This is a genomic window from Calothrix rhizosoleniae SC01 (assembly GCF_900185595.1).
GTDB classification, from domain to species: Bacteria; Cyanobacteriota; Cyanobacteriia; order Cyanobacteriales; family Nostocaceae; genus Calothrix_A; species Calothrix_A rhizosoleniae.
In genome coordinates, this window is sequence record NZ_FYBH01000042.1 from 1 (window position 1) to 23337 (window position 23337).

The 23337-nt window shown below is 41.4% G+C and carries 27 protein-coding genes; 22 read left to right on the top strand and 5 right to left on the bottom strand.

Features of this window, described 5'->3' with window-relative positions:
• Positions 1–338: 338 nt before the first annotated feature.
• From CALSC_RS02195 to CALSC_RS02275, 16 genes are all read left to right on the top strand, one after another.
• Positions 339–1202, top strand: a complete 864-nt coding sequence (locus CALSC_RS02195) for a phycobilisome linker polypeptide (RefSeq protein WP_088239791.1) — start codon at positions 339–341, stop codon at positions 1200–1202.
• 161 nt (positions 1203–1363) lie between these two features.
• The gene (locus tag CALSC_RS02200; protein ID WP_088239792.1) at positions 1364–2122 is read left to right on the top strand and encodes a phycobilisome rod-core linker polypeptide; all 759 of its coding nucleotides are present in this window, start codon (positions 1364–1366) and stop codon (positions 2120–2122) included.
• A gap of 180 nt (positions 2123–2302) precedes the next feature.
• Positions 2303–3076 carry a phycobilisome rod-core linker polypeptide gene (locus CALSC_RS02205; protein ID WP_088239793.1) on the top strand — a complete coding sequence of 258 codons (774 nt, stop codon included), beginning with the start codon at positions 2303–2305 and terminating at the stop codon, positions 3074–3076.
• A 69-nt stretch (positions 3077–3145) separates the two neighbouring features.
• Complete coding sequence (locus CALSC_RS02210) at positions 3146–3913, top strand: phycobilisome rod-core linker polypeptide (RefSeq protein ID WP_088239794.1); 768 nt, start codon at positions 3146–3148, stop codon at positions 3911–3913.
• Positions 3914–4188: 275 nt separating this feature from the next.
• Positions 4189–4413 (top strand): phycobilisome linker polypeptide, encoded by a 225-nt coding sequence (locus CALSC_RS02215; RefSeq protein ID WP_088239795.1) that lies wholly within the window; start codon positions 4189–4191, stop codon positions 4411–4413.
• A gap of 78 nt (positions 4414–4491) precedes the next feature.
• A complete protein-coding gene (locus CALSC_RS02220; protein ID WP_088239796.1) occupies positions 4492–5202 on the top strand; it encodes a phycobilisome linker polypeptide in 711 nt (236 codons plus the stop codon).
• The gene (locus CALSC_RS02225; protein WP_088239797.1) at positions 5202–5744 is read left to right on the top strand and encodes a phycobiliprotein lyase; all 543 of its coding nucleotides are present in this window, start codon (positions 5202–5204) and stop codon (positions 5742–5744) included. Before CALSC_RS02220 ends, CALSC_RS02225 begins: the two co-directional genes overlap by 1 nt.
• 73 nt (positions 5745–5817) lie before the next feature.
• Positions 5818–6438: a chromophore lyase CpcT/CpeT gene (locus CALSC_RS02230; protein WP_088239798.1), complete on the top strand. Its 621-nt coding sequence runs from the start codon at positions 5818–5820 to the stop codon at positions 6436–6438.
• A gap of 46 nt (positions 6439–6484) precedes the next feature.
• A complete protein-coding gene (locus CALSC_RS02235; RefSeq protein WP_235006645.1) occupies positions 6485–6805 on the top strand; it encodes a CpeR family transcriptional regulator in 321 nt (106 codons plus the stop codon).
• Between the two features lie 163 nt (positions 6806–6968).
• A complete protein-coding gene (locus CALSC_RS27230; protein WP_235006646.1) occupies positions 6969–8783 on the top strand; it encodes a phycobilisome rod-core linker polypeptide in 1815 nt (604 codons plus the stop codon).
• Positions 8784–9208: 425 nt separating this feature from the next.
• Positions 9209–9748 carry a globin family protein gene (locus tag CALSC_RS02250; RefSeq protein WP_088239799.1) on the top strand — a complete coding sequence of 180 codons (540 nt, stop codon included), beginning with the start codon at positions 9209–9211 and terminating at the stop codon, positions 9746–9748.
• Between the two features lie 78 nt (positions 9749–9826).
• Positions 9827–10315 (top strand): globin family protein, encoded by a 489-nt coding sequence (locus CALSC_RS02255; RefSeq protein ID WP_088239800.1) that lies wholly within the window; start codon positions 9827–9829, stop codon positions 10313–10315.
• A gap of 362 nt (positions 10316–10677) precedes the next feature.
• Positions 10678–11472, top strand: coding sequence for a phycobilisome rod-core linker polypeptide (locus CALSC_RS02260; protein WP_088239801.1), 795 nt, complete (start codon positions 10678–10680; stop codon positions 11470–11472).
• A gap of 82 nt (positions 11473–11554) precedes the next feature.
• Positions 11555–11854 (top strand): ankyrin repeat domain-containing protein, encoded by a 300-nt coding sequence (locus CALSC_RS02265; RefSeq protein WP_088239802.1) that lies wholly within the window; start codon positions 11555–11557, stop codon positions 11852–11854.
• A gap of 15 nt (positions 11855–11869) precedes the next feature.
• Positions 11870–12343 (top strand): ankyrin repeat domain-containing protein, encoded by a 474-nt coding sequence (locus tag CALSC_RS02270; RefSeq protein WP_088239803.1) that lies wholly within the window; start codon positions 11870–11872, stop codon positions 12341–12343.
• 15 nt (positions 12344–12358) lie between these two features.
• Positions 12359–13633: a HEAT repeat domain-containing protein gene (locus CALSC_RS02275; protein WP_088239804.1), complete on the top strand. Its 1275-nt coding sequence runs from the start codon at positions 12359–12361 to the stop codon at positions 13631–13633.
• A 118-nt stretch (positions 13634–13751) separates the two neighbouring features.
• On the opposite strand, the gene CALSC_RS02280 is transcribed toward CALSC_RS02275, so the two are convergent.
• The gene (locus CALSC_RS02280) at positions 13752–15161 is read right to left on the bottom strand and encodes a HEAT repeat domain-containing protein (protein WP_235006647.1); all 1410 of its coding nucleotides are present in this window, start codon (positions 15159–15161) and stop codon (positions 13752–13754) included.
• Positions 15162–15234: 73 nt separating this feature from the next.
• The gene (locus CALSC_RS02285) at positions 15235–15561 is read right to left on the bottom strand and encodes a Nif11-like leader peptide family natural product precursor (protein ID WP_088239805.1); all 327 of its coding nucleotides are present in this window, start codon (positions 15559–15561) and stop codon (positions 15235–15237) included.
• A gap of 426 nt (positions 15562–15987) precedes the next feature.
• On the opposite strand from CALSC_RS02285, the gene CALSC_RS02290 reads away from it, so the two are divergent.
• Positions 15988–16647 carry a HEAT repeat domain-containing protein gene (locus tag CALSC_RS02290; RefSeq protein ID WP_088239806.1) on the top strand — a complete coding sequence of 220 codons (660 nt, stop codon included), beginning with the start codon at positions 15988–15990 and terminating at the stop codon, positions 16645–16647.
• Positions 16648–16738: 91 nt separating this feature from the next.
• Positions 16739–17356 (top strand): chromophore lyase CpcT/CpeT, encoded by a 618-nt coding sequence (locus CALSC_RS02295; protein ID WP_088239807.1) that lies wholly within the window; start codon positions 16739–16741, stop codon positions 17354–17356.
• Between the two features lie 201 nt (positions 17357–17557).
• Here CALSC_RS02295 and CALSC_RS02300 read toward each other — a convergent pair whose 3' ends face one another.
• From CALSC_RS02300 to CALSC_RS02310, 3 genes are all read right to left on the bottom strand, one after another.
• Positions 17558–18046, bottom strand: a complete 489-nt coding sequence (locus CALSC_RS02300; protein ID WP_088239808.1) for a globin family protein — start codon at positions 18044–18046, stop codon at positions 17558–17560.
• A 74-nt stretch (positions 18047–18120) separates the two neighbouring features.
• On the bottom strand, positions 18121–18660 hold the full coding sequence (locus CALSC_RS02305) for a globin family protein (RefSeq protein WP_088239809.1): 540 nt from the start codon (positions 18658–18660) through the stop codon (positions 18121–18123).
• A gap of 195 nt (positions 18661–18855) precedes the next feature.
• The gene (locus tag CALSC_RS02310) at positions 18856–20139 is read right to left on the bottom strand and encodes a HEAT repeat domain-containing protein (protein WP_088239810.1); all 1284 of its coding nucleotides are present in this window, start codon (positions 20137–20139) and stop codon (positions 18856–18858) included.
• 352 nt (positions 20140–20491) lie between these two features.
• Between CALSC_RS02310 and CALSC_RS02315 the strand changes: the two genes are divergently transcribed.
• From CALSC_RS02315 to CALSC_RS02330, 4 genes are all read left to right on the top strand, one after another.
• On the top strand, positions 20492–21286 hold the full coding sequence (locus CALSC_RS02315) for a phycobilisome rod-core linker polypeptide (protein ID WP_088239811.1): 795 nt from the start codon (positions 20492–20494) through the stop codon (positions 21284–21286).
• 158 nt (positions 21287–21444) lie between these two features.
• On the top strand, positions 21445–21810 hold the full coding sequence (locus CALSC_RS02320; protein ID WP_088239812.1) for a papain fold toxin domain-containing protein: 366 nt from the start codon (positions 21445–21447) through the stop codon (positions 21808–21810).
• A 14-nt stretch (positions 21811–21824) separates the two neighbouring features.
• On the top strand, positions 21825–22160 hold the full coding sequence (locus CALSC_RS02325) for a hypothetical protein (RefSeq protein ID WP_088239813.1): 336 nt from the start codon (positions 21825–21827) through the stop codon (positions 22158–22160).
• A gap of 99 nt (positions 22161–22259) precedes the next feature.
• Complete coding sequence (locus tag CALSC_RS02330) at positions 22260–23168, top strand: HEAT repeat domain-containing protein (protein WP_235006648.1); 909 nt, start codon at positions 22260–22262, stop codon at positions 23166–23168.
• Positions 23169–23337: the final 169 nt, after the last annotated feature.

Below are 23337 nucleotides of genomic sequence, written 5' to 3' on the forward strand. Positions count from 1 at the left end.
ACTTATTACTTGTTACTTATTACTTGCCCGTACCCCTACATAATCCCTTCGAGTGAACTTTTGTAACCTGAAATTTTATACCAGTACTCAAAATTAAGATACGTAAACTAAGTTCATAATTCTTGATAATTCTCGCTCCTAGTTTGTATGAAGATTAAGATTGAGCAAGGTGTAAGAACCTTAGGGGATATTCTGCTCCCATCATTTTAGGTCTTTAGCAGCAAGACCTGGGATGAATCAGGACATGTTTTTGTTTGTTTACACAAACAATTATTAAGTTCTGTAAAGTGTAGCGATATTCCTTTTCAGCTTTTGTTTTGAAACAGGAGATTCCATTAATGGTTTTTGGACCAGCTTCACGCCTAGGCGTAAGCCGATTTGACGAAACCCCACCGGTGGAATGGGTTCCTGGTAGCTCACCAGAAGACCTAGAAACCATCATCAACGCAGTTTACCGCCAAGTTTTGGGCAATGCCTATGTGATGGAAAGTGAAAGGCTTTCTGTCCCCGAATCCCAATTTAAGCGCGGTGAATTGAGCGTCCGTGACTTTGTGCGGGTGGTAGCAAAATCTGATTTATATCGTTCTCGCTTTTTCACTAGTTGCGCTCGCTATCGGGCGATCGAACTGAATTTCCGCCATCTGCTGGGGCGTACCCCATACGATTTGGAAGAAATGCGGGCACACAGCACTATCCTCGATACAAAAGGATTTGAAGCTGATATAGACTCCTATCTAGATAGCGACGAATATCAAAACGCCTTTGGTGAAGACTTCGTACCTTACATTCGCGGCTACAAAACCGAAGCTTGTGAAAGTATGGTGCAATTTACCCACCTCTTCCAAATGGTGCGCGGTGCTTCCACCAGCAGCTTGAAGGGTGATTTAGCTGGCAAACAACCTAAATTAAACAGCTTGGTAATTAATCAAACACCAACACCAGTAGTTTCACCTGCTAGTGATGGTGCATCATTCCGCAATCCTCCCCTTGGTTCTAGAACCCGTCATGGTGTGGGAGCTAGTGCAGAAGGTAAGGTATTCCGGGTTGAAGTTACTGGTTATAAATCAAATGCGGTAAATCGAGTCTCCAAATTCCGCCGTTCTAACCAAGTGTTCCTAGTACCTTTTGACAAGCTCTCCGAACAATACAAGCGGATTCACAAGCAAGGTGGTGTGATTGCCAGTATTACCCCTGTGAACTAGGAGAACAGGGGAAGCAGGGGAAGCAGAGGGAGCAGGGGAAGAAAAAATCTATTTTCCTGCCGTCTAATTTAACCTGTGTTGCCTTGGCTGAATACTAGGTAATGACTCATCATCTGTCCCCATCGAAAAATTTAGGAGATTGACAAATTTAGGAGACTTTAATGGCAAGCCAAGATATCTACGAATTATGGCCTACTAGTTCTGTGGAAGATGCACAGAACGCTATTCGGGCAGTTTACAGAAACGTTTTGGGTAACCCCCATGTGATGGAAAGCGAGCGTTTGGTAACTGCTGAGTCCCAATTATGCGATCGCAGCATCACAGTCCGCGATTTTGTGCGACAAGTAGGTAAGTCAGACTTTTACCGTAGTCGGTACTTTGAAAAGTGTGCTCCTTACCGCTTCGTAGAATTGAATTTCATGCATTTCCTCGGTCGCGCTCCCCAATCCCAAGAGGAGATTTCCGAGCATATCGTTCGCTGCATTGAAGAAGGATATGAAGCAGAAATAGATTCCTACGTTGATAGCGATGAGTACCAAGCTAGCTTTGGTGAAAACATCGTTCCCTACTATTGCGGTGAAACAACCCAAGTTGGTCAAAAGCAAGTAGCTTACAACCGGATGTTTGCTGTTGACAGAGGCTATGCTCAAGTTAGCAGTGCTGTTAAAGGTTCTCAGCTTGTATATGCCGTTGCTACCAACAGTACTACTGGTATTAAGCCTCCCACATCAGGTAAATGCCCAGGTGCTTATGTGGCTACAGAAAAAACCTTCAAAATTTTGGTTACGGGTTCTAAATTTGACAGTCCCCGTCGTCGTAGCAGTACAGAATATATTGTTTCTGGCAGCAATATGACTTCACAAATCCAGCGAATTAATCGCACATCTGGCAAAATTGTCAGCATCACAGAGGTGGTGTAAACCCATACTCTCTCAAATTGTAGAGATGTAATGGGGGGGTAGTACTTCCTATTGTGTCTCTACAAAATTGTGAATTTTCACTTCACGATTGCAGCTCTGTCATCTAACTTTAAAGATGGGAGCAATTGAAAAAGTTTAGTTAACAAACAACAAAATTCACTTGACATAGGAGAAGTTACTATGGCTCTTTGGGTCGCTGATGCTGAAATTGTAGAATTACTTCCCAATGCTACAGAAGATGACGTACAAGCAGTAATTAGGGCAGTATATAAACAGGTGTTGGGTAATGCCCATGTAATGGATAGCCAACGTCTGGCTAGTGGAGAGTCCTACCTGCGGAATGGTGATATTACCGTCAGAGGTTTTGTCAGACTGGTAGCAAAATCAGATCTATACCGCTCCAGATGTTTTGATAATTCTTCCCCCTACCGTTTCATTGAGTTAAACTTTAAGCACCTGTTAGGTCGTGCTCCTCAAGACCAAAGTGAAATTTCCGAGCATGTAGCAACTTATAACGATGGAGGCTACGAAGCGGAAATAGATTCTTACATTGATAGTGAAGAATATCTATCTAATTTTGGGGAAAACATAGTTCCTTATGCTCGTGGTAATCGCACCCAACCAGGTGTCAAGAATGTCAGCTTCAACCGCACTTTTGTCTTGACTCGCGGATTTGCTGCCAATGATATTGGAAATCAGGCAAAATTAATTAGTGATGTAGCTGGTAACTTAGATACCAAGATTACTGCACCTGCAAGTGGTTCTGGTGCTATTGATAATACAGGTAAACGCTACCGGATTACAACTGCCACATCTGCTGCAACTGCTAGATTGAATCGGTTTAGCAAATTGGAGTACATTGTTGACTACAATCAGATGTCCCAGCAGGTGCAAAACATCATTAAAAATGGTGGCAAAATCACCAGCATTACTGAAGTGAGTCAATACAACTAACTAGGCTCAAAGTTGATTGCCGATGGGAATCTTAACAAACTATCAAATCTAATTGTAGGAGGTATATGCATGGCACTTTGGATAGCCGATAACGATCCCTTAGAATTGCGTCCTAATGGGACAGAGGAAGACTTACAGGCAATTGTTCGGACTGTTTACAAACAGGTGCTGGGAAACCAACATCTGATGGAAAGCCAACGTTTAACTAGTGCTGAAGCTTTACTGCGGAATGGTAGTATTTCTGTAAGAGGTTTTGTCAAACTAGTAGCTCAATCTGAACTATATCGCTCCTTGTTTTTTGAACCTTCTTCTGCTTACCGTTTCATTGAGTTGAACTTTAAGCACCTTTTGGGACGTGCTCCCCAGGATCAGACGGAAATCTCTGAACACGTGCAGATCTGCATTACTCAAGGTTACGAAGCTGAAATCAATTCTTATATTGATAGTGAAGAGTATATCTCTAATTTTGGAGAATATATTGCTCCCTATACCCGTGGTAATAGTAGCCAACCAGGTATCAAAACTGTAGGTTTTAACCGCACCTTTGTCTTAAGTCGCGGATTTGCCGCCAATGATGCTGGTAAACAGGCAAAATTGATTAGTGATGTAGGTGGTAATTTACCCACCAAGATTGCTGCTCCTGCTGGTGGTTCTGGTGCTAAAGATAATACAGGCAAACGTTACCGTATTACTGTGGCTCAAGCCAGTCATGGTCCCCGCGTTACTCAAAGTAAACAAACCTTTGATGTGGGATATAACCAGATGTCTCAAAAAATTAAAAACATCCAGAAAACTGGTGGTAAAATTCTCAGTATTACTGAGGCAACTAGCTATTAAGTAAGAACGGGATTGGTGTATTGGTTTTACTATCGGCAAAATAGTGGATAGGTAAATCAAATATCTAATCTGAAATTACCTTTCAACAATTAGTTTTTAGTAATTAGTTGTTATCTAGAGTGCAAATTTTAGTTAGTAGCTAATTACTAGAAACTACAGCATTAATTTCAAATACACACTTTTTTTCTTCTCTCCAAATTGTTGATATGCAAGTATCAACTAAACTTGGTTAATCATTTATCAAACTTTACTACTAATTATTGAGGTTTTGTGATATGGCAGGCATGACAACTACTGGACTTCCTAAGTTTAGCGATTATAGCGATCGCAATGTTGTAATCGAAATTACAGGATTGTGTCGTCAGGATGTAATGAAGACCAGTAACTATGAGATGAAAGTACCTTTTAACCGTATGTCTCAAGCAATGCAGACCATTCACCGTATGGGTGGAAAAGTTGCCAACATCAGGGTGGACTCTCCATCTAATGGTCAAGGATGAGGAATAAAAATAAATATCTATTCAGTGATACAAGAACTCACTGATAACTGATAACCAGATCATCAAGAGGTATTGTTTATGTCGGGTATGACTACTACTCTTAACTCTAATAATGTGAGCGACTATAACAGTCGCATTGCATTAATTGAAGTAGCGGGTGTATTTCCATCAAATGTGATGCGGAAAAATCCTTATACGATCAAGGTTCCTATCAGCCGTCTATCCCAAACCCTACAAAGGATTAGCCGTGCAGGTGGCAAAGTCAAAAGTGTCACCATCCAATCTCCTAGCTATGGAGAGGTTAATTCTGGAGTTTCTTCCCCTGAGTTAAGAGTAGTGGATGTACCCGCCAATCCTGTCTCATCACCAACTAATACAGTCCAAATAACAAGCACTCCTGAAACCCCAACTGTAGAGAATCATCACACAGAAACTACAGAAAATCAGTCAAGTCCTATACCAGAAAATCATCATGCTGAAACCCCAACTGTAGAGAATCATCACACAGAAGCTACAGAAAATCAGTCAAGTCCTATACCAGAAAATCATCATGCTGAAACCCCAACTGTAGAGCATCCCCACACAGAAGCTACAGAGAATCAACCAATTCCGATTATCCCCGAGATTGATAGTGATGAATATGCAGCGAATATTGGTGGAGATACAACAACAATACAATTGTTACCAGGCTTAGGAGTTAAATTACCAAAAACTACCAAAACCAAGAAGGCTACAAAAAAAACTGCTGGTAAGCAGAAAAAACAATCAAAACAGAAACACAAAAATTGATGGATATTACTCAGTTTGTTGACCAATCCCTTGGTCGCTGGCGATCGCAGCGCAGTGCCCATCACCTCGCCTTCGGTCACTTTGAAGCAGTAGAATCTACAATCGACATTGTAACAGTAGCTACAAATGACCAAAGAGTCATTGAACTTTGTAAATCCTATGATGTAGACCCACAGACAGCAACCAGTCCTTTTCAAATGAGTTGGAAAGGACACTCTGACTGGGATGATGACGAGGTGATGGAAGGAAGTTGTGTTTTAGTCCCAATTCCTGATCGCGATCGCCCCAATCAAGGTAAATTATTAAGAGATCAAGGATACGCAGAAACCGTTCCTGCTGCTGGTAACTATCACTTAACAGATGATGGTACTTTTGTGCTGCTCACTGCATATGATCGCGCCGCAGCAGAAGAAAAAATTTGGTTTGTCAATCCCAATTTACGGTGTCGAGTATCTCTGATTAAAACCAGTAACGGTGCTGGTGTTGTCACTGCTTCTTTTTCTTCGGAAATTCGCTCTTTAAGTAATGGCAGTGGCAGTTAATCTACTAATTGTTTAAGATAGTAATTATTAGCAAATCACTAGCTTTTGACGCGATTTAATTAGGATTTAAATCATGACAATATCGCTCCACAACAATCAGTTGCAAGCCAGTGATTTGAAGATTCTGGCAAATTGGATGGCAGGGGATTTTAGCAACCAAAAACAAGCATTTGCTAATCCCCAATTGTATGCCCACATCCACGTTTTTTTTCGTCCTTTACCTTTTGATTTTTTTAATAGTATCGGTTTTTATTCCGAGCAAGTTTATGACTACGATTTGTGGACTCCTTATCGCCAAGGAGTACATAGATTAATAGAGCAAGATAATCAAATTTATATCGAAAACTATAGTCTTAAAGACCCAATACTTTATGCCGGTGCAGCCCGTGAGTTAGATATTCTCAAAACAATTACCCACGACAGTATTGAGCGGCGTTACCACTGTTCCATGATTTTCCAACGAGATGGGGAAATGTTTCGCGGAGGAGTGGAACCGGGAAATCGCTGTGTCATTGAAAAGCAAGGATGTCCAACATATTTGGTGAGTGATGTAGAAATCACTGAGACAACCTGGAATAGTCTCGATAAAGGTATGCATCCCGATACCCACGAACAAGTTTGGGGTTCTAAGCATGGTCCTTTATGCTTTGAAAAAGTACAAAGTTTTGCTGATGAAGTTCCAATTATGAACTAAATCAAAATTGATCGTCAATTCAAAATAAAATGAGTGGGAAGCAACCATGTTATTAGCGATGTTGCCGCCAGAAGCTCAAAAAAAGATGCAATGTTGGATTCGCAGCCGCCATTTAATTTGTTCGGGTAATTTTTTTGTCTTTGAAACAGTAGACTATGCTGCTGTAGAGAGGTTTTCCGATTGCATTACTACTTTAGGGGGTGCTTTAATCTCAGTTGACGCAGTGGACAAAATTTGGATGGGCAACCACCGCCAAGTTGTGCTTTATAGAGCGAAGGCAAGTTTACACACACCTTGTCATCAACTAAAACAATACTGGATTAAATATGGTAGTTTTCATACGAGATTCGACCGCGATTCAGGATAGATAATTACATCAATATAAAAGCTAGTTATCAAAAATTAACTTACATAAGTGCCGTAAAGCTTAATGATAATAATGGCAATTTTTTATCATTCATAAAAACCATCCCCTAAACATATCAAGCCTCAAGATTTTTTTCAACAAAATTAATTAGGAGATTTTTTAAGTGGTTAGTAGTTTTGTAAACCCAGTCATTAGTCCCGAGTCAAAATTGGGTGTTGATTCATTTGACCACACGAATCCAGTTCAGTTATGGTTGAATCCCTCAGAAGAAGACTTGGAAATTGTTATTAGAGCTGTCTATAAGCAAGTTTTGGGCAATATCCATGTGATGGAGAGCGAACGCTTGACTTCGTCAGAATCCCTATTGAGACAGGGAAGTATTAGCGTGCGTGAATTTGTCCGTCAAGTAGCTCAATCGGAACTGTATCGCTCCAAGTTTTTCGAGAACTGTCCTCGTAATAGATTTATTGAATTGAACTTCAAACATTTACTTGGTCGCGCTCCCGAAAGCTATGAAGAAATCCTGGCACATACCCAGCTTCTAGATGAATCTGGATACGAAGCCGAGATTGATTCTTACATCGATGGTGATGAATATACAACTGTATTTGGTGAGTATATAGCTCCCTATTATCGGGGATATAAAACCCAAACAGGCAAAAAAATGGTTGGGTTTACCCATATGTTCCAACTATTGCGGGGTGCTGGTAGTAGCGATCGCGATACAGTCATGAAAAATCGTTCTCGCCTCAACCGCTCCATTATGGCGAATACTCCCAGTAAGATTGTCCCTGTTAAGGGCGCTCCCTCCCCTTGGCAACCTCCTATGAGATTTGCTGCTAGATTAACAGATGCGAATCAATTAATTGCCAAAACTCTAGGTCTCAAGCGCGAAGCAATTGTACCAACCCAACTAGGAACCTATTCCAAACCTGAACCTGAGTTATTACCAATAGAAGAAAATGCACCACAGATATTCTATCAAGGCTATCAACCGTTTAAAGAGACCGAACTAGTAGAATTATTACCCGGTTGTTCACAAGAAGATGTGGAAACAATAATTCGGGCTATTTATCGCCAGGTGTTGGGTAATGCTCACATCATGGAAAGCGAGCGGTTAGTGGTATCTGAATCGAAATTAAAACTGGGGAACATTAGCGTCCGTGAGTTTGTACGTGAGCTTGCTAAATCTGAGTTATATCGCTCCCGCTTCTTTGATAACTGCTATCGTTATCGAGCAATGGAACTCAACTTCAAGCACCTACTCGGTCGTGCTCCAGATAATTTTGCCGAAATGCGCTACCACAGTAATGTTTTAGATGAAGGTGGGTTTGAAGCTGATATTGATGCTTACATAGACAGTGATGAGTACCAAAATGCCTTTGGAGAAAATATAGTTCCCTATTACCGGGGCTACAAAACCCAGAATGGTCAAAGTATGCTGGGCTTTACCAATATGTTCCAATTGTTGCGGAGTGCTTCTAGCAGTGATAAGGACTTAACAGAAGGTAACTCTCCTCGGTTGACGAAATCGTTAATTATTAACCGTCCTTATGGTAAGGAAACATTCCGGGATGTAAGTGATATTCTGGCTGAAGTGTTCAAGTCTAAGCCTCAGTTGAGTGAATACGCTACCCAAGCAGATCCGGCTACTGTAGCTCGTCAGCAAGCGGAAGCAGCACTACAACAAAAAGTTAACGAGCAAGATGACACAATTGCCACATTACAAAAACAACTAGCTGAGTTAAGACCATTTGCAAGTATTGCTGCTGCCAAATTTAGTAATTTGGATACCTATGGACGTACTGCAACCAGTAGCACAACCACCCTGGAAAAGTCAGAGAGCGCATCTTTGCAACAACGGCTGGAAGAACAAGAAAAAGCGATCGCTTATTTACGGGAACAGATTGCTGATGCCCGACCCTTAGCAACTATCGGTGAATACAAGCTAAATAAGTGGCGCAGTCGTAGTTTTTAGGGAACACCAAAGTAGGGTGGGCAATACCCACCTTACCAAAACTTCATGGTGAGATCACTGTTAATTTTATTTAAGCAATGTAAACAATATTTGTCTCTACCTTCTGTCAAGTTGGTCAAACAATTGCTGGGGACTAGAGAGCTGATTACATAGTCGAGATAGGTTCTTTACTTAACCAAAACTTAAACAGACAAATCGTGATGTCACAATCGCGATCGCCTTTGAGGTGCGATGAATTTCATAGATTTGTTAATTTATATTAAAAATATTAGATGAAGTGTATCTATAACATCTTAAGATTGTTTTGGTTTTCAAAACTTTAAGTAGGTACTGGTAAGATTTCACCTTCTTAAATAAGGGGTGGGTTTTGTAGCTACTGAAATTAGTTGACGATGGTGAGATTTCTTTAATTAAGGAGAAAGAAAATGCTTGATGCTTTTTCAAAATCTGTAATTCAATCTGATGGCAAAGGTGCATTCGTTGGTGGTGCTGACCTAGCAGCTCTAAGAAGCTTTATTTCTGATGGTAACAAGCGTCTTGATGCCGTGAACTTTATCGCCAGTAATGCTAGCTGTATCGTTTCTGATGCAGTATCTGGTATTGTTTGTGAAAATGAAAGTATCACTGCACCAGGTGGTAGCATCTATACCAACCGGAAAATGGCAGCTTGCTTGCGTGATGGTGATATTATTCTGCGCTACATTACCTACGCATTATTGGCTGGAGATGCTTCCATACTCAATGATCGTTGCTTGAATGGTTTGAAGGAAACCTACGCCGCACTGGGTGTTCCTACTACTACTGTTACCCGCGCCGTTAATATTATGAAAGCTGCGGCTGTTGCTTTTGTTACCAATACAGCTTCTAAGCGTAAAATGAACGTTACTGAACAACCAGGGTCTTGTGATTCCTTGGCGACAGAAGTTGCTGGCTACTTCGATACAGTTGCTGCTGCAATTAACTAGCCTCAAACCGAAAGAAAGTTTCAAAAAATCTGATGTTCTTGACACGAACAAATTATTAAGATAGGAGAAATGTGAGTTATGAAATCAGTATTAACCACTGCTATTGCTGCAGCTGACCTAGCGGGACGCTATCCTAGCGGTTCCGATTTAGAGTCTGTTGCTGGTAATATCCAACGGGCTGAGGCTCGTCTAGAAGCTGCGGAAAAGCTCGCTTCTAATCACGAAGCAGTTGCTAAAGAAGCTGTTGATGCTGTCTATAGCGAATTTCCTGAGGGAATTAGCAAAGGTGTAGATCCTCAAGTTCGCAAAGACAAGTGTATGCGTGATGTTACCACCTACCTACGTTTAGTTAACTACTGCCTAGTTGTGGGTGGAACTGGTCCTCTTGATGAGTGGGGAATTGTTGGAGCTCGCGAAGTTTATCGCTCCTTAGGTATCAACACCGCTGCTTATATTGCTGCATTTAGCAAGGTTCGCGATCGCATTTGTACCCCTCGTGACATGTCTACTCAAGCAGCAACAGAATTAACAGGTTACCTTGATTACTTGATCAACTCTATGTCCTAGAGGCATAGCTGTAAAGTTCGGCAAGTAATAATGGTTGTTTGACTAGGGGGAATTCCAAGCCATGTTCCTTTGCCTGTCAAGGTTAAGTAACGGGGCTAGGGGTTCCCTAAATTTTAGACATTTATTTACTTGTAAGCAGAAGGCAGAGGGCAGAAGGCAGTCCCGATGAAAATGATTTTTCTCTACTCACTTCTAACTCCTCACTCCTAACTCCTCAATTTCTAGCTAGAGGGCAGAAGGCTGGACGATTCAGTATTTTCTAACCTTTCTGGCTACCACGATAAATCCACACAGGCTTTCTGTAGCTGGGAAATTTAACACAACTTTCTGTGAAATTATTCTTATTACTTTAGGAGAAATAAATGGGAAATTTAAATCGCTCGGCGACCCTTGGTCTAGATACCTTTGAAGTAGAGCCCATAGAACTGCGCCCTAATAGAACTGAAGATGATTTGCAGACTGTAATTAGGGCAGTTTACAAGCAGGTGTTAGGCAACGAGCATATAATGGAAGAACAGCGTCTGGAGAGTGCTGAAGCACTGTTCCGGAATGGTGATATTACAGTCCGCCAGTTTGTCAACCTGGTAGCTAAGTCCGAGCTTTATCAGTCATTATTTTTCCTTGGTTCTTCCCAATACCGTTTCATTGAGTTGAATTTCAAGCATTTGCTAGGTCGCACTCCCCAAAATCAGGCAGAAATTGATGAGCATGTCCGGATTTATTACGAACAAGGATATGCAGCTGAGATAGACTCTTACATTGATAGCAACGAGTACACCGAAAACTTTGGTGAAGATATCGTTCCCTATCCTCGCAGCATTCGTACCCAAGCCGGAGTCACGAATGAAAGCTTCAATCGTATGTTTTCATTGTTACGGGGACCCGCCACTAGTGACAGGGATAATTCTGCGAAGTTAATTACTTCTATTGCAGCCAATACAGCTACTCCCATCAAACCCCCTGCGGTTGGTAATGGTGCTGCCTATGACAACACTGGTAAGCGTTTCCGGATTAGTTATTCTGTGTCTGCTGACACTGCTAGATTGAGAAAATTCAGTAAGCAGGAAGTAGTGACTGACTTTAAGCAAATGCCTCGCCAAGTCCAGCAAATTCATCGAGTGGGTGGGAAGATTACCAGCATCACAGAAGAACTATAGCTGGCAATGCCCTTTAAGTGCCCTTTAAGTAAGGTGGGCAGTGCCCACCCTACGATATTCAAAATCCAAAATCTAAAATTGAATGACTGCTAATAATGAACTGAACGAGGCACTTTTGCTAGCAAGTAAGGAAGGCAATCTAGAAGCGGTTGTTAACTTACTGGCAGAAGGAGCTGATGTTAATTGTAAAGACAAAGAAGATGCAACTTCCCTCATGCGTTCTGTATCTCGCAATCATATGGAAGTGGTGAAAGTGCTGCTGGACAAGGGAGCTGATGTCAATGCTAAAAATATTTGGGACTATACTCCGTTAAAGTATGCCACCAAACTTAACTTAAATGAAATGAAGCAACTCCTCATAGATCATGGAGCTACTGAGTAGTTTTATCTGAAAAGAATGGATAGCGAACTAATAGAGGCGGCAAAGGGTGGTGATATTGATAACCTAAAAACCTTGCTGGCTCAGGGAATTGACATAGAATCGCAAGATAAACTCTTTGGCAGGACAGCATTAATGTGGTCTGCAAGGTCAGGGGAAACTGTCGCCTTGCAAATTTTATTAGAACAAGGTGCGAATGTAAACACCTGGGATAAATATGGCGGAACTGCATTGCAGGCTGCGGCATCATTTGGTTATTCAGAAATCGTATCAGCTTTGTTACAACATGGAGCGAATATTAATGCTCAAGATGGGCAAGGTTGGACTGCTGTGATGATGGCTGCTGCCCACGGTCATACTGATACTGTAGAAATTTTACTAGAACATGGGGCAGATCTAACGCTCAAAGATGAGCATGGTGGTACTGCTTTGATGATGGCTCAAAACTTCCATCAGGCTGACGTTGTCGAGTTGTTCACAAAATTGGGTTAAATTCAAAAGCGTAAGATGAATAGTCCTTTTTTAAATTTATTTCCTGGTTTAACAGAAGACAAAGCTATTGAACTGTTAGAAATGCCAGTAGAACAACTGAAAGAAAAGTATCATCGTTACCTAGCTGCTGCTCATTTAGTTAACTTTCCTACGGAACGCTCCATTAATGCTTTAATTAAAGTTCTGCAAGATCCCAATCCGGTGCGGGAAAATCGTCAGGCGCAACGTAAAGCGGTTGAATCCTTGGGACGTTTAAAAGTTGACCGTGCAATTGAGGTAATGCGTCCTTTCTTGGCAGATAGCGATCGCTATATGGTGGAAAATACAGTCTGGGCAATTGGTGAAATTGGCACGTCAGACGAGACGATTCTAAGTGAAATTACTCAATTGCTGGCTAAAGAAGGGCAAGTTTATCGAGTGATGATTCAGACACTGGCTAAACTCAACTATAAGCCAGCAGTGAATCAGATTGCTAAATTTACCGACTCTGAAGATCCTGCCATAGCTTGTGCTGCGATCGCTGCTGTGTGTAAATTATCAAGGGAACGTACCCAAATCAATCGAGTCGTTCAATTCCTCCAGTCTCAGAATATTCATGCTCGTCGGGGAGCTATCCAAGATTTGATGGATTTGCAATACTATCAAGCAATTCCTCAAATTGCGACTACTCCCGTTTCTCAATCCATGCGTCTGCGAGGGATGCGATTTTTAGCCGATGAGGCAGTATCTTCTGGAACACTCCAATTCCCCGATATTGAGTCTAGTTTGGATTTGGCAATTTGGGATCATCCCCACCAGTTAAATATGGTGTATGCATATGCAAGTAAGCCGAGTCTGGAGAAAGTACTGGAAGACCTTTACAATACTAACTTTGCCTATTGTTACTTGGCATCCAAGGCAATGTTAGATTTTTATCCAGACGCGGGGAAGGAATTAGAGCAATCTTTTCACGAAAATGCTCAGGAAGATTATGGCGCTCACTACCATATTATTAAGCTATTTGGTTGGTTGAAATATGCACCTGCTTACGATCTGGAAGTTGATACACTAATTAATCTGGGAGACAAATTTGTCAAATCCCGTATAGCAGCAGCAATTTCCCTTGGTAATCTTGGTGATGTCAGAGCAATTCCTCACTTAAAGGCTTGTCTTGAAACTAAAGTTTGGAAATTGAAATATGCTTGTTTGCTAGCGTTAGACTGCTTGGGAGATGAAGAGGGGCGTAAAATTTGTGCATCAGATGACGACTGGCTGGTTCAAGCTAAAGCAACCGTAGGCAATACCCAATGATAAGGTGGGTAATGCCCACCCTACGTTCATGGTTACCAACAAAAATATATCAAATGCGATCGCTACCCACATCGGTCAAAAACAAATCTATATCATCGTAAGGTGGGCAATGCCCACCCTACAAATATGCTAAAGCTCGTTTAATCCTTGTTTGGACAACCAAATCAGATTCGCGCTCAGATGCTGCTTGCAAGACTGAAATTGCATCACTATTGCCAATTTCTTCTAGAGAAGCAGCAGCACTGTAACGAAGCGCCCAATCATCAGGCTGGGATAAGACACCCTTGAGGGTTGCGATCGCTTGTAATATGATTTCTGCATCGCCAGTTTGACGACCTATTTTGCCTAAACCACGAGCTGCAACTCGGCGAATCTTCCCTTGACAATGATCGCCTACCTCAAAACCAATTACCTTTTCTAACAGGGATAGTGTTCTTGAATCGCCAATTTGTATCAGGACTTGAATGAGTCCAGCCCTCAAGTCTCCATCTTCATCAGTCTCAAATATCTGAATTATGGTATCAACACTGACAGGTGCCAATTGGACTAATCCCTTGATTGCAGCAGCTTTAACATTGGGATAAGGTGATTTTAAGGCTTCAATCAATGCTGAGATAGGGCTTTCAGGTACTTGTTGAGAATTTGCATTTGGTTGATTCACCAATTCCTTGATTTTCTCAATTTCCCGATTTGCCTCCACTGTATTCGACCTGGGAATATTCCCTTCAATGGCATCCAGCAGCAGCTCGTCAATTGTTTGGAATAAAAAATTTTCTTGCTCTTGCCGTTTAACTTCTATTTCAGCCTTGTCTTGTAAGAGTGATTCCAAGATGCGCTTGAGAGTTGCTAATTTAATATTATTCGGAATGTGTGCTTTAATAATAGCGGGAGCGATTGTGACTTGACCAAGTGCTGCCAGATCGAATGCTGCTGCATATCGCAAAAATCTGTTCTCATGACCGAGAGTTTGAAAAAGCATCTCTAGGTAACGAGGTTCAAGGGTGAGGGCATAAAAATATTGAGCTGCCGCACATTTTACCCTTTCAGATGAGTGCTGTAAAAAAGGTTCTATTTGCTCCTGAACTTGCCAAACTTTGAATGCTGTTAATGCCTCTATTAAGGCTTCTACAGGTTTATCCTCTTTCTCTGCATTCAATAAATTAATTAATGCAGGAACTGCTGCAATATCACCAATATCCTTTAATGCCTGAATCACAACTTCTTGCACTTTGGGGTCAGAGCAATCTAAGGCTTTAATCAATGGTGGGACTGCCTGGGAATCCTTTAACATTCCCAATGAACGTGCTGCTTGACGGCGCAGGGGATAACCACCTAAATTTGTAATATCTCGCTCGTCTTGGAGACATTCACACAACAGAGAAATAGCTTCCTGAATCCGATTTTTCCCCAACCACCAAGCTGCATAATAGCGAATTCCACTATCGTCACTGTTTTTCAAAGCAGCGATCGCAGCTTCGGAATTGTCAATTGGTTGAGGAGAATCAATAGCGGTAATGTTTTCGTTCATTTTTCCTGCCGACCATTACCCTATTTAATGATACTTAGACATGTTTGGTCAAGTAAGGTGGGCAATGCCCAACCTACGAACTATATTTCACCCCAGAACGAAAATCATATTTTTCTTGTTTATCATCAGGAGAGCATGTTGACTGAGAGTATTCAGCTAATGAGTTAAAACCAGGGGGACAAAGTGCAGGGCAAATCTCGTTAATATCTTCCCTTTGAGGACAAGAATAAACTCCCGCCCAGCGATTCCTAAATCTCCCCTTAATTTCTTCCGAGAATTTAAATCCTGCTTGTTCTGCAACGCGGATAATTTCTTCAGGCTGGGCATCTTTGAGCTTGGCTCGCAAAGATTGGTCCTTTTTAGCAGCTACAATAAAATCCATCAGTTGTTGTTTAGACATGAGAAACCAAAGCAGTAAATTTACGGCATGGGCTAACTAATGATATCCATCTCTCATAAATTAGCCCTTATTTTAAGGTCTTGTAACATAAATGCTTAAATTATGTAACTAAATGAAACTATATTTAAGCAGCATAAATTGCTCATTTCGATAGAAGTGGGAAATCCTTCGATTTATACCCTTCTCTCGTTACACTTCTGGTAAGGTATATTTTACCCAAATAGGTAAATTCAGGTCAATGGTTTATTAAAAATTTGATTAATAAATATAAATTTGTTTTTCATAAACAAAACACAGCATGAGAAAGATGAACAAGTGGGCAATACCTCACCTCAAAGCTGCTCTTGAGACTAAAGTTTGCAAATTAAAGTATGCTTATTTAGAAGCATAGTGGAACTTAGGGTAATTCACTCCAGATTCATTAAGATGTTAACGACCGACATATATCAACAACTGAAAAACAAAAATCCGGTTTTACGACAAAGAGCCATCAGCCAGATTGTTGAAGAACCAACTAGTGAAACAATTCCCGTGCTAATTGGGATTTTATCAGATGAGAATCCTACCTATCGCCACGGGGCAACTCAAGCTTTGGGAGTGATTGGATTAGAAGCAATTCCCTCATTAGCAGAACAATTGAGTACCAGTGATAATCATCAAGTTCGAGCCTGTTGCGTCCAAGCTTTTTCGGAAATTTCCCGCTTCTTTTCCAAAGATTATCCTGGGGAAACCTACCCTCAAGTAGCAATTGATGCCTTACAAAAAGCTCTCAATGACCCCAATTCTGGGATTAAAGTTTCAGCTGCTAGCGCCTTGGGGATGATTGGTAAACCGGCGCTGGAAGTTCTCCTGTCTGCTTTAGATACTGACGATATTGCTTTACGCCTCTCTACCATTCAAGCAATAGTTTCCCTGAATGTTCTCAAAGGTCCTGAAGATGATCCAAAGACTTTAGAAGATTACGACAAAATTGAAAATCTCCTATCTCAAATTGCTGAGGATGAAAATGCAGATACCTACATCCGGGAAACAGCAAAAACCTCTTTGACCCGGATGATAGCCTCAAAGGTGAAAATGCGCCATTAGATCGCAGATTACACTGATGACACTGATACGGATCTAATAAAAGTTAAAAACCATAAGAATTACATCCACTCGCTGATAAATTTTCTTGGCTATGATAAGTTCAAACGTGGAAACACAAGGAAATACCAGTAATGCTCTTATATTGTCTCGTTGGTTGGCTGGAGAGTACAGCAGTATTAAACAGACATTAGAACATCCTCGGAAAAATCCTCACATTCGCATCTTTTTTCGTCCCTTACCCTACGAATTTTTCAACGGTATTGGTTTTTATTCCGAGCAAATTTACGATCACGATCCTTGGAGACCCCATCATCAAAACGTACAGCGAATTATTTCTCAAGGAGATGATGTTAGGGTAGAAAATTATGCTCTGAAAGACCCGGATTTACATACGGGTGCGGGACAAGATTTGGAAATTCTGGCAACTATTACTCCTGATTGCATTGAAATACGTCAAGGCTGTGCGATTATTTTTAAGCTGAAAGGAGATACCTTTGTTGGTGGGGTTGAACCAGGAAATAAGTGTTTAATTCCCCGTCGTGATGGCTCTATGACTTATTTGGTGAGTGAAGTGGAAGTTACCCAAAACACTTGGGTTAGTAGGGATACTGGCTATGATGTAGAAACCCATGAAAAGGCTTGGGGTTCAACTACTGGTCTGTTAAAGTTTGATAAGATTCAAGATTTTTCTGATGAACTACCCCAATAGGGGGAGCGGAGGAAGCAGGGGGAACACGGTGGGGTGGGCAATGCCCACCCTACTTCATCACGTTGGTGGTGCATAAAATACCTAATAAATTACAAAGGAACCCTAAATAGATAACTCCGTCTTTACAGAGAAAGCAACCTACTTAGAGTTCCTGTCAACGGAACTATGTCAAAATTGCTGAAAATTACTTACAGCGAAGAATTAGGACATAGAGTTGATTACATAGTCGAGATAGCCTTTGTACTCAGCCAAAGCTTGAGCAGACATATCACGAGGAGAACAACCGCGATCGCGGATGAAGCTTAAACCAGAAACGAAAGTATCGCTGCCGATTCCTAAAGCTTTGTAAACTTCACGAGCACCAGCAATACCCCACTCATCGAGAGGACCGGTACCACCAACAACTAAACAGTAGTTGATTAAACGTAGGTAGTGAACAATGTCACGCTTGCACTTGGCTTTTTGCTCAGCAGCATCAATGGGACGACCTTGTCCGCTAGGATACTTTTTATAGATAGCATCAACTGCTTCTTGAGCAACTTGGTCGAAATTACCAGCTAACTTTCCAGCAGCTTCCATACGAGCAGATGCACGCTGCAAACTACCTTGAACGGATTCAAGATCAGAGCTGCTGGGGAAGCGAGCTCCTTGATCAGCAGAAGCAACAACAGTGGTCAAAACTGATTTCATAACTTAATTTTCTCCCGTGATGAATTTTGATACAACTAGGTGCAATAGAACCTCTGAAAAAAATAAAGGCGAGGTTACCTAATAGCAGCAATAACTCCATCGAAGTAGCCAGCAACTTCTGTCGCCAAGGAATCACAAGATCCTGGTTGTGCAGTTACTTCCATTTTGCGCTGAGAAGCCGTATTGGTAGCAAAAGCAACAGAAGCAGCCTTCATAATGCTAACGGCACGAGATACATTACCTACAGGAACACCTAATGCAGCGTAGGTTTCCTTCAGACCATTTAAGCAGCGATCGCTGAGAACGGAAGCATCACCTGTTAAAACTGCATAGGTAACGTAGCGCAGGACAATTTCACCATCACGTAAGCAAGCAGCCATCTTGCGGTTGGTGAAAACACCACCACCAGGAGAAGTTAAACCAGGGCTTTCGCAAACAATACCAGCAACTGCGTCGGTTACGATACAGCTAGCATTACTAGCAAGGAAGTTAACCACATCAAGGCGCTTGTTACCATCAGCAATAAATGCTTTGAGAGAACCTAAATCTGCATCGCCAACAAACTTACCACCAGCATCGGCAGAAGCTACAGCTCTTGAAAAAGCGTCAAGCATCACAATCTCCTGATCTTATTAAGGGTTATCAGTATCTGACCTATCAATTTGTAATGATTTGTCAGTGATTTTGTTCATTTATGAAGATAAGCAATGATGGTGAACTAAATCCTGTTTATGAAAAAGAAAGTCACAAAACTTTAAAATTCACCTGTTGATATCGATACAGTAGGGTGGGCAATGCCTACCTTACCCTTACTCTAAAAGAGCAGCTTTTGCCTGGACAAGAAAATCACTATCCTTCGCGCCAAGAGAATGTAGGGTGGGCATTGCCCACTTGACTCTAAATTTATCCAATGCCATTAAACAAGCATATTTCAAATGCCAAATATTAGCTTCTTCTAGGTTCGCTTGTAGTACTGGAATCGCTCGCTTATCTCCTAATTCACCTAGAGCGATCGCAGCTCCTGTTCGAGATTTCTTAAACTGGGGTTCTTGATTATAAAGTGCTTCTACTAACAAATCATATGCTGGTTGATATTTGAACCAGCCCAATAGCTTAATTACATGGTAGTGAGCGCCATAGTCATGGTAGGCTTTTTCGGCATAGTTAGCCATTAGTGCTGCTGGAGCAACATCTGGGTAAACATCCAATAATGTCTTTGTTGCTAAATAACAGCGTCCAAAGTCCGTTTCATAAAGTTCATTAATGGCAAATTCCAGGGAAGGGGTTTGGTCGTATTCATGTACGAATTCTAAATCATCGGGATGATCCCAAACTGCTTTCTCTAAATGGGGTTCAACATCCGCAAATGTAATTTTCCCTGAAGGTATACCCACTTGTGCTAACGACCGAATTCCCCGCAAACGGAATACTGTAGAAACGCAGCACTTGACTATTTCGGGAATAGCTGGGTAGTATTTGGCATCAATTAGGTCTTGAATACAACTCCGCCTAGCATTGACACTGGAGTGTTGGAGTAGATCCACCACCCGACTCATTTGTGTATAATCTCCCGTAAATCGGCAGACAGTAGCGATCGCTGCGCTAGAGATGGGTTGGTCTTCTGAAGTGGTAAATTTGCGAATTCTCTCTAATGCTGGTTTATATTCCAACTTCGCCAGGGTATGGATAATTGCCCGATAGTTCAGCTTTGGTTTTTCTAGCAGTTGGGCAATCTCTTCTAAAATACTTTCATCCTGGGTACCAATTTCACCAATCGCCCAGACTGCATTTTCTATGGTATAGGTATCCTCATCACCTAAACAAGCACGAATAATGGGTAAAGCTACAGATGCCTTAAAGTAACCTAGGGTTTCCACAGCCTTGCGCCGGACAATGCGATTATTCAATCCTGGTTCATTATTCTGTATCGCTGCAATTAACGCATTGATAGAGCGATCGCTAGGAAAGTTTACCAGTCGGGAAGCAGCAATGTAGCGATCGGAGGCATCTTCTAATTGATCTGAAGGTGTTTCTAAGATGGCAATTGCTTGGTCTTCTGTCAGATGAAAAATTGTGAATGAGCTTTTATCCATACCTTTGTCAATGCAGGTTTATTCACATCTTGCGCCACGAAGTAAGGTGGGCAATGCCCACCTTACTACTTTTCACTTTACTTTAATTTTTGTTAATTTCTTGCTCAAATAACGAGATCGGAAGCACTGTTTTCCCTTAATCCCCAAAGTGTCTGCTCAAAATTATGGCTCTTCTGGAATTAGGGCAAGAGGATAAGCAAAACCCGTGTTTTTACTTATACAAGAGCCAGTATTGAGGTAGTATATGTATCTTAAGTATACAAACTCAACACTAACCCAGGAGAGTTAAAAATATTGACAGCGAGTCAAAACCAAATAAAAAATCCATGTTTATAGTTTTAGGAGAAAACTAATGGGAAATTTAGCTAGGTCAGCAGTACTGGGTTTAGATGCTTTCGAAGAGGCTCCCTTAGAGCTACGTCCTTTTGCAACTGAAAGTGAACTGCAAATCATAATTCAGGCAGTTTACAGACAGGTGCTAGGGAATCAGCATATCATGGACAGCGAGCGCCTATCCAGTGGTGAAGCACAACTCCGCAATCGTGACATTACCGTTCGGGACTTTGTCAGAATTGTTGCTAACTCCAATTTGTATCAATCTCTCTTCTTTGAAGGTTCATCTCAGTACCGCTTTATTGAAATGAATTTCAAACATCTATTGGGTCGTTCCCCAGAGGATCAGTCAGAGATTGTTGAGCATGTAGCAATATATAATGCAGAGGGATATGCTGCTGAGATCGATTCTTATATCGATAGTGACGAGTATGTCCAAAACTTTGGCGAAGATATCGTTCCCTACCCCCGTAGCATTCGTTCCCAGGATGGAATCAAGACAGAAGGTTTTAACCGGATGTTTACCTTGTTAGGTGGTTATGCTACCAATGACAGTGATAAGCGTGCCAAGTTAATTACCTCCATAGCTGCCAATTCAGCTACTAAAATCAATTCTCCAGCCAAGGGTAACGGTTCTGCCTACGACAATACGGGTAAGCGATTCAAGATTACTTATGCCGCAAATAAGGGTGCAGCAAGGCTACAAAAGTATAGTAAGCAGGAATGTGTAGTTACTTTCAGCCAAATGTCTCCCACCGTTCAGAATATTCATAAATCTGGCAGTACAATTCAGAGTATTGTTGAACTTGTGTAGTATTCTTTATCCCTTCTTTTGGAGTGAATAGCTAAAGAAGCTTAAGGTTATTCCTATCGAAAGATTTCGCGATCGCTGACAATGCACTTATGGTTTTAACACTATGGTGTACTGATGGCGATCGCGTTTATATATTATGATGAACCTATCTAGGGATTGTGACTCATTCTCAATTGCGCCAGCAGATTTCTGAAATTGCTGAGGCTTTCCCATTGTTTGAATGTATCCAGTGTGCCGATACAATCCAAACATTCCTAACAGAAAAGGGCATTGCGGGAAAGCGGCTACAATTATTCACAGGCAGCAACGAAGAATCCTACTGCAATATCTATCACGAGATGCTTCAGCAAAATATTTCTACCAATGGCATACATGAGGCGATCGCAGTTGAAATAGCACAAGAAGAGCTAATTTTTGATAACATTCATCCCCAAGGAATCCTCAGGGAAGCTTGGCTTAATAACCTCTACTGCGCTGCTCAAGATTTCGGAGGTGACTTTCAGGTTACAGAGACAGATTTCTAACCAGGAGATATTATATGACGAATAGTCTATACGATCTAATTCGCAAAATCCAAAAACGCCCTTCCTTGTACCTGGGTAAACCTTCTGTGTGCAACCTACGCTCCTGTCTAGCAGGCTACATTCTAGCACGTCGCGAACTTGGCATTTCCCAAACTGAGGAAGAACAACAATTCACAGAATTTCAAACCTGGATTCAAACCAAATTCAATATCTCTTCCAGCCAATCTTGGGACAAAATTATTTTTTTTTACTCCGAAGACGAACGCAGTGCTTTAGATAGTTTTTTCAAGCTATTCGAGGAATTTACCCAATCCCATCCACTTCAGCGCGATCGCTCACTTGCAGGATAAGTAGGCAAAATATTGAGATTGATAACCCAAAACCTGATCGCTAATAACTAATAACTGATAAACTCAATCATTAGGATTAAGTGATTCACAATGAGTAATATGCTCGACTCAACACCTAAATTTGGGGACGATCCAATCTTGCTGGCTCAGAAAGAAACTGATGAATTATTAAACAAAGTCAATGAGCAAATAGCACAGCAAACCTTTAACCCCAATGACCACCAAACCATGAAGCAAATGGTTGAGAGTCTGGCAGATTCACGGGGAATGGCTAGATTAGGTATCGTGGAGGCATTTGGTGAAATTGGCAACCCAGCTGCCCCATTTTTAGTAGAAGGTTTGGCAAATCATCCCAACCCTGTAGTACGTCGTTCCTGCGCTAAAGCTCTAGCCATTATTGCTCACCCAAGCGCCGTTCCCACCTTAATCCAAGCACTCTTAAACGATGAAGATACAGTTGTTAGAGGTTCAGCAGCCGGAGCCCTTGCTAGGTCTGGTGAAGTGGCTGTGCCAGAATTATTACGAGTGCTAGCATCGCCGGAGTATTCAGCCACTACAAAAGGTCATGCTATTTGGGCATTATCATTTATGGGGGCAGAAGTCAAAGATAATTTATATCAAGCAATTGATTCAGACTCAGCAGAAGTTCGTGCTGCTATAGTAGGTGCGATCGCCAAAGTTGCTCAAGAACAACCAGAGGACAAACCCTTCAATATTCTCATAAATGCTCTTAGTGATACTGCTGAAATTGTACGCAGTGAAGCCGCAGCAGTATTAGGCAATCTGGCTCATCAACCAGCAATTCCCAGTCTCCTCAATTTACTACAACATACCAATTGGGAAAGCCGTAAAGCAGCTGCATTGGCATTAATGAAAATTGGAGATAGAAATGTCTTAGCTCCCCTGCAAGTAGCATTAAATCAGGAACAAGAAGTAGCAGTTCAATCGGTGATTAAATTAGCAATTTCTCAAATTGAAAAACAGGTAGAGCAAAATGAATGGGAATAGCACTATGCAATTAATGATAAGGCAGAAGGCAGAAGGAAAGAGGTTTTTGGACAACTTTACTTTAGTTACATAGTTTGGTTTTTTGTGCCTTTCTACTTACCTATTACTTAATTATTACTTGCGTGTAGCAAATTGGTCATTTGTAGTTTGCAAATGACCAATGACAAGC

What these genes read in the sequence shown, in the direction of transcription:
- CALSC_RS02195 (WP_088239791.1), top strand. Translation starts at nt 339, where the DNA reads ATGGTTTTTGGACCAGCTTCACGCCTAGGCGTAAGCCGATTTGACGAA.
- CALSC_RS02200 (WP_088239792.1), top strand. Translation starts at nt 1,364, where the DNA reads ATGGCAAGCCAAGATATCTACGAATTATGGCCTACTAGTTCTGTGGAA.
- CALSC_RS02205 (WP_088239793.1), top strand. Translation starts at nt 2,303, where the DNA reads ATGGCTCTTTGGGTCGCTGATGCTGAAATTGTAGAATTACTTCCCAAT.
- CALSC_RS02210 (WP_088239794.1), top strand. Translation starts at nt 3,146, where the DNA reads ATGGCACTTTGGATAGCCGATAACGATCCCTTAGAATTGCGTCCTAAT.
- CALSC_RS02215 (WP_088239795.1), top strand. Translation starts at nt 4,189, where the DNA reads ATGGCAGGCATGACAACTACTGGACTTCCTAAGTTTAGCGATTATAGC.
- CALSC_RS02220 (WP_088239796.1), top strand. Translation starts at nt 4,492, where the DNA reads ATGTCGGGTATGACTACTACTCTTAACTCTAATAATGTGAGCGACTAT.
- CALSC_RS02225 (WP_088239797.1), top strand. Translation starts at nt 5,202, where the DNA reads ATGGATATTACTCAGTTTGTTGACCAATCCCTTGGTCGCTGGCGATCG.
- CALSC_RS02230 (WP_088239798.1), top strand. Translation starts at nt 5,818, where the DNA reads ATGACAATATCGCTCCACAACAATCAGTTGCAAGCCAGTGATTTGAAG.
- CALSC_RS02235 (WP_235006645.1), top strand. Translation starts at nt 6,485, where the DNA reads ATGTTATTAGCGATGTTGCCGCCAGAAGCTCAAAAAAAGATGCAATGT.
- CALSC_RS02250 (WP_088239799.1), top strand. Translation starts at nt 9,209, where the DNA reads ATGCTTGATGCTTTTTCAAAATCTGTAATTCAATCTGATGGCAAAGGT.
- CALSC_RS02255 (WP_088239800.1), top strand. Translation starts at nt 9,827, where the DNA reads ATGAAATCAGTATTAACCACTGCTATTGCTGCAGCTGACCTAGCGGGA.
- CALSC_RS02260 (WP_088239801.1), top strand. Translation starts at nt 10,678, where the DNA reads ATGGGAAATTTAAATCGCTCGGCGACCCTTGGTCTAGATACCTTTGAA.
- CALSC_RS02265 (WP_088239802.1), top strand. Translation starts at nt 11,555, where the DNA reads ATGACTGCTAATAATGAACTGAACGAGGCACTTTTGCTAGCAAGTAAG.
- CALSC_RS02270 (WP_088239803.1), top strand. Translation starts at nt 11,870, where the DNA reads ATGGATAGCGAACTAATAGAGGCGGCAAAGGGTGGTGATATTGATAAC.
- CALSC_RS02275 (WP_088239804.1), top strand. Translation starts at nt 12,359, where the DNA reads ATGAATAGTCCTTTTTTAAATTTATTTCCTGGTTTAACAGAAGACAAA.
- CALSC_RS02280 (WP_235006647.1), bottom strand. Translation starts at nt 15,161, where the DNA reads ATGAACGAAAACATTACCGCTATTGATTCTCCTCAACCAATTGACAAT.
- CALSC_RS02285 (WP_088239805.1), bottom strand. Translation starts at nt 15,561, where the DNA reads ATGTCTAAACAACAACTGATGGATTTTATTGTAGCTGCTAAAAAGGAC.
- CALSC_RS02290 (WP_088239806.1), top strand. Translation starts at nt 15,988, where the DNA reads ATGTTAACGACCGACATATATCAACAACTGAAAAACAAAAATCCGGTT.
- CALSC_RS02295 (WP_088239807.1), top strand. Translation starts at nt 16,739, where the DNA reads ATGATAAGTTCAAACGTGGAAACACAAGGAAATACCAGTAATGCTCTT.
- CALSC_RS02300 (WP_088239808.1), bottom strand. Translation starts at nt 18,046, where the DNA reads ATGAAATCAGTTTTGACCACTGTTGTTGCTTCTGCTGATCAAGGAGCT.
- CALSC_RS02305 (WP_088239809.1), bottom strand. Translation starts at nt 18,660, where the DNA reads ATGCTTGACGCTTTTTCAAGAGCTGTAGCTTCTGCCGATGCTGGTGGT.
- CALSC_RS02310 (WP_088239810.1), bottom strand. Translation starts at nt 20,139, where the DNA reads ATGGATAAAAGCTCATTCACAATTTTTCATCTGACAGAAGACCAAGCA.
- CALSC_RS02315 (WP_088239811.1), top strand. Translation starts at nt 20,492, where the DNA reads ATGGGAAATTTAGCTAGGTCAGCAGTACTGGGTTTAGATGCTTTCGAA.
- CALSC_RS02325 (WP_088239813.1), top strand. Translation starts at nt 21,825, where the DNA reads ATGACGAATAGTCTATACGATCTAATTCGCAAAATCCAAAAACGCCCT.
- CALSC_RS02330 (WP_235006648.1), top strand. Translation starts at nt 22,260, where the DNA reads ATGCTCGACTCAACACCTAAATTTGGGGACGATCCAATCTTGCTGGCT.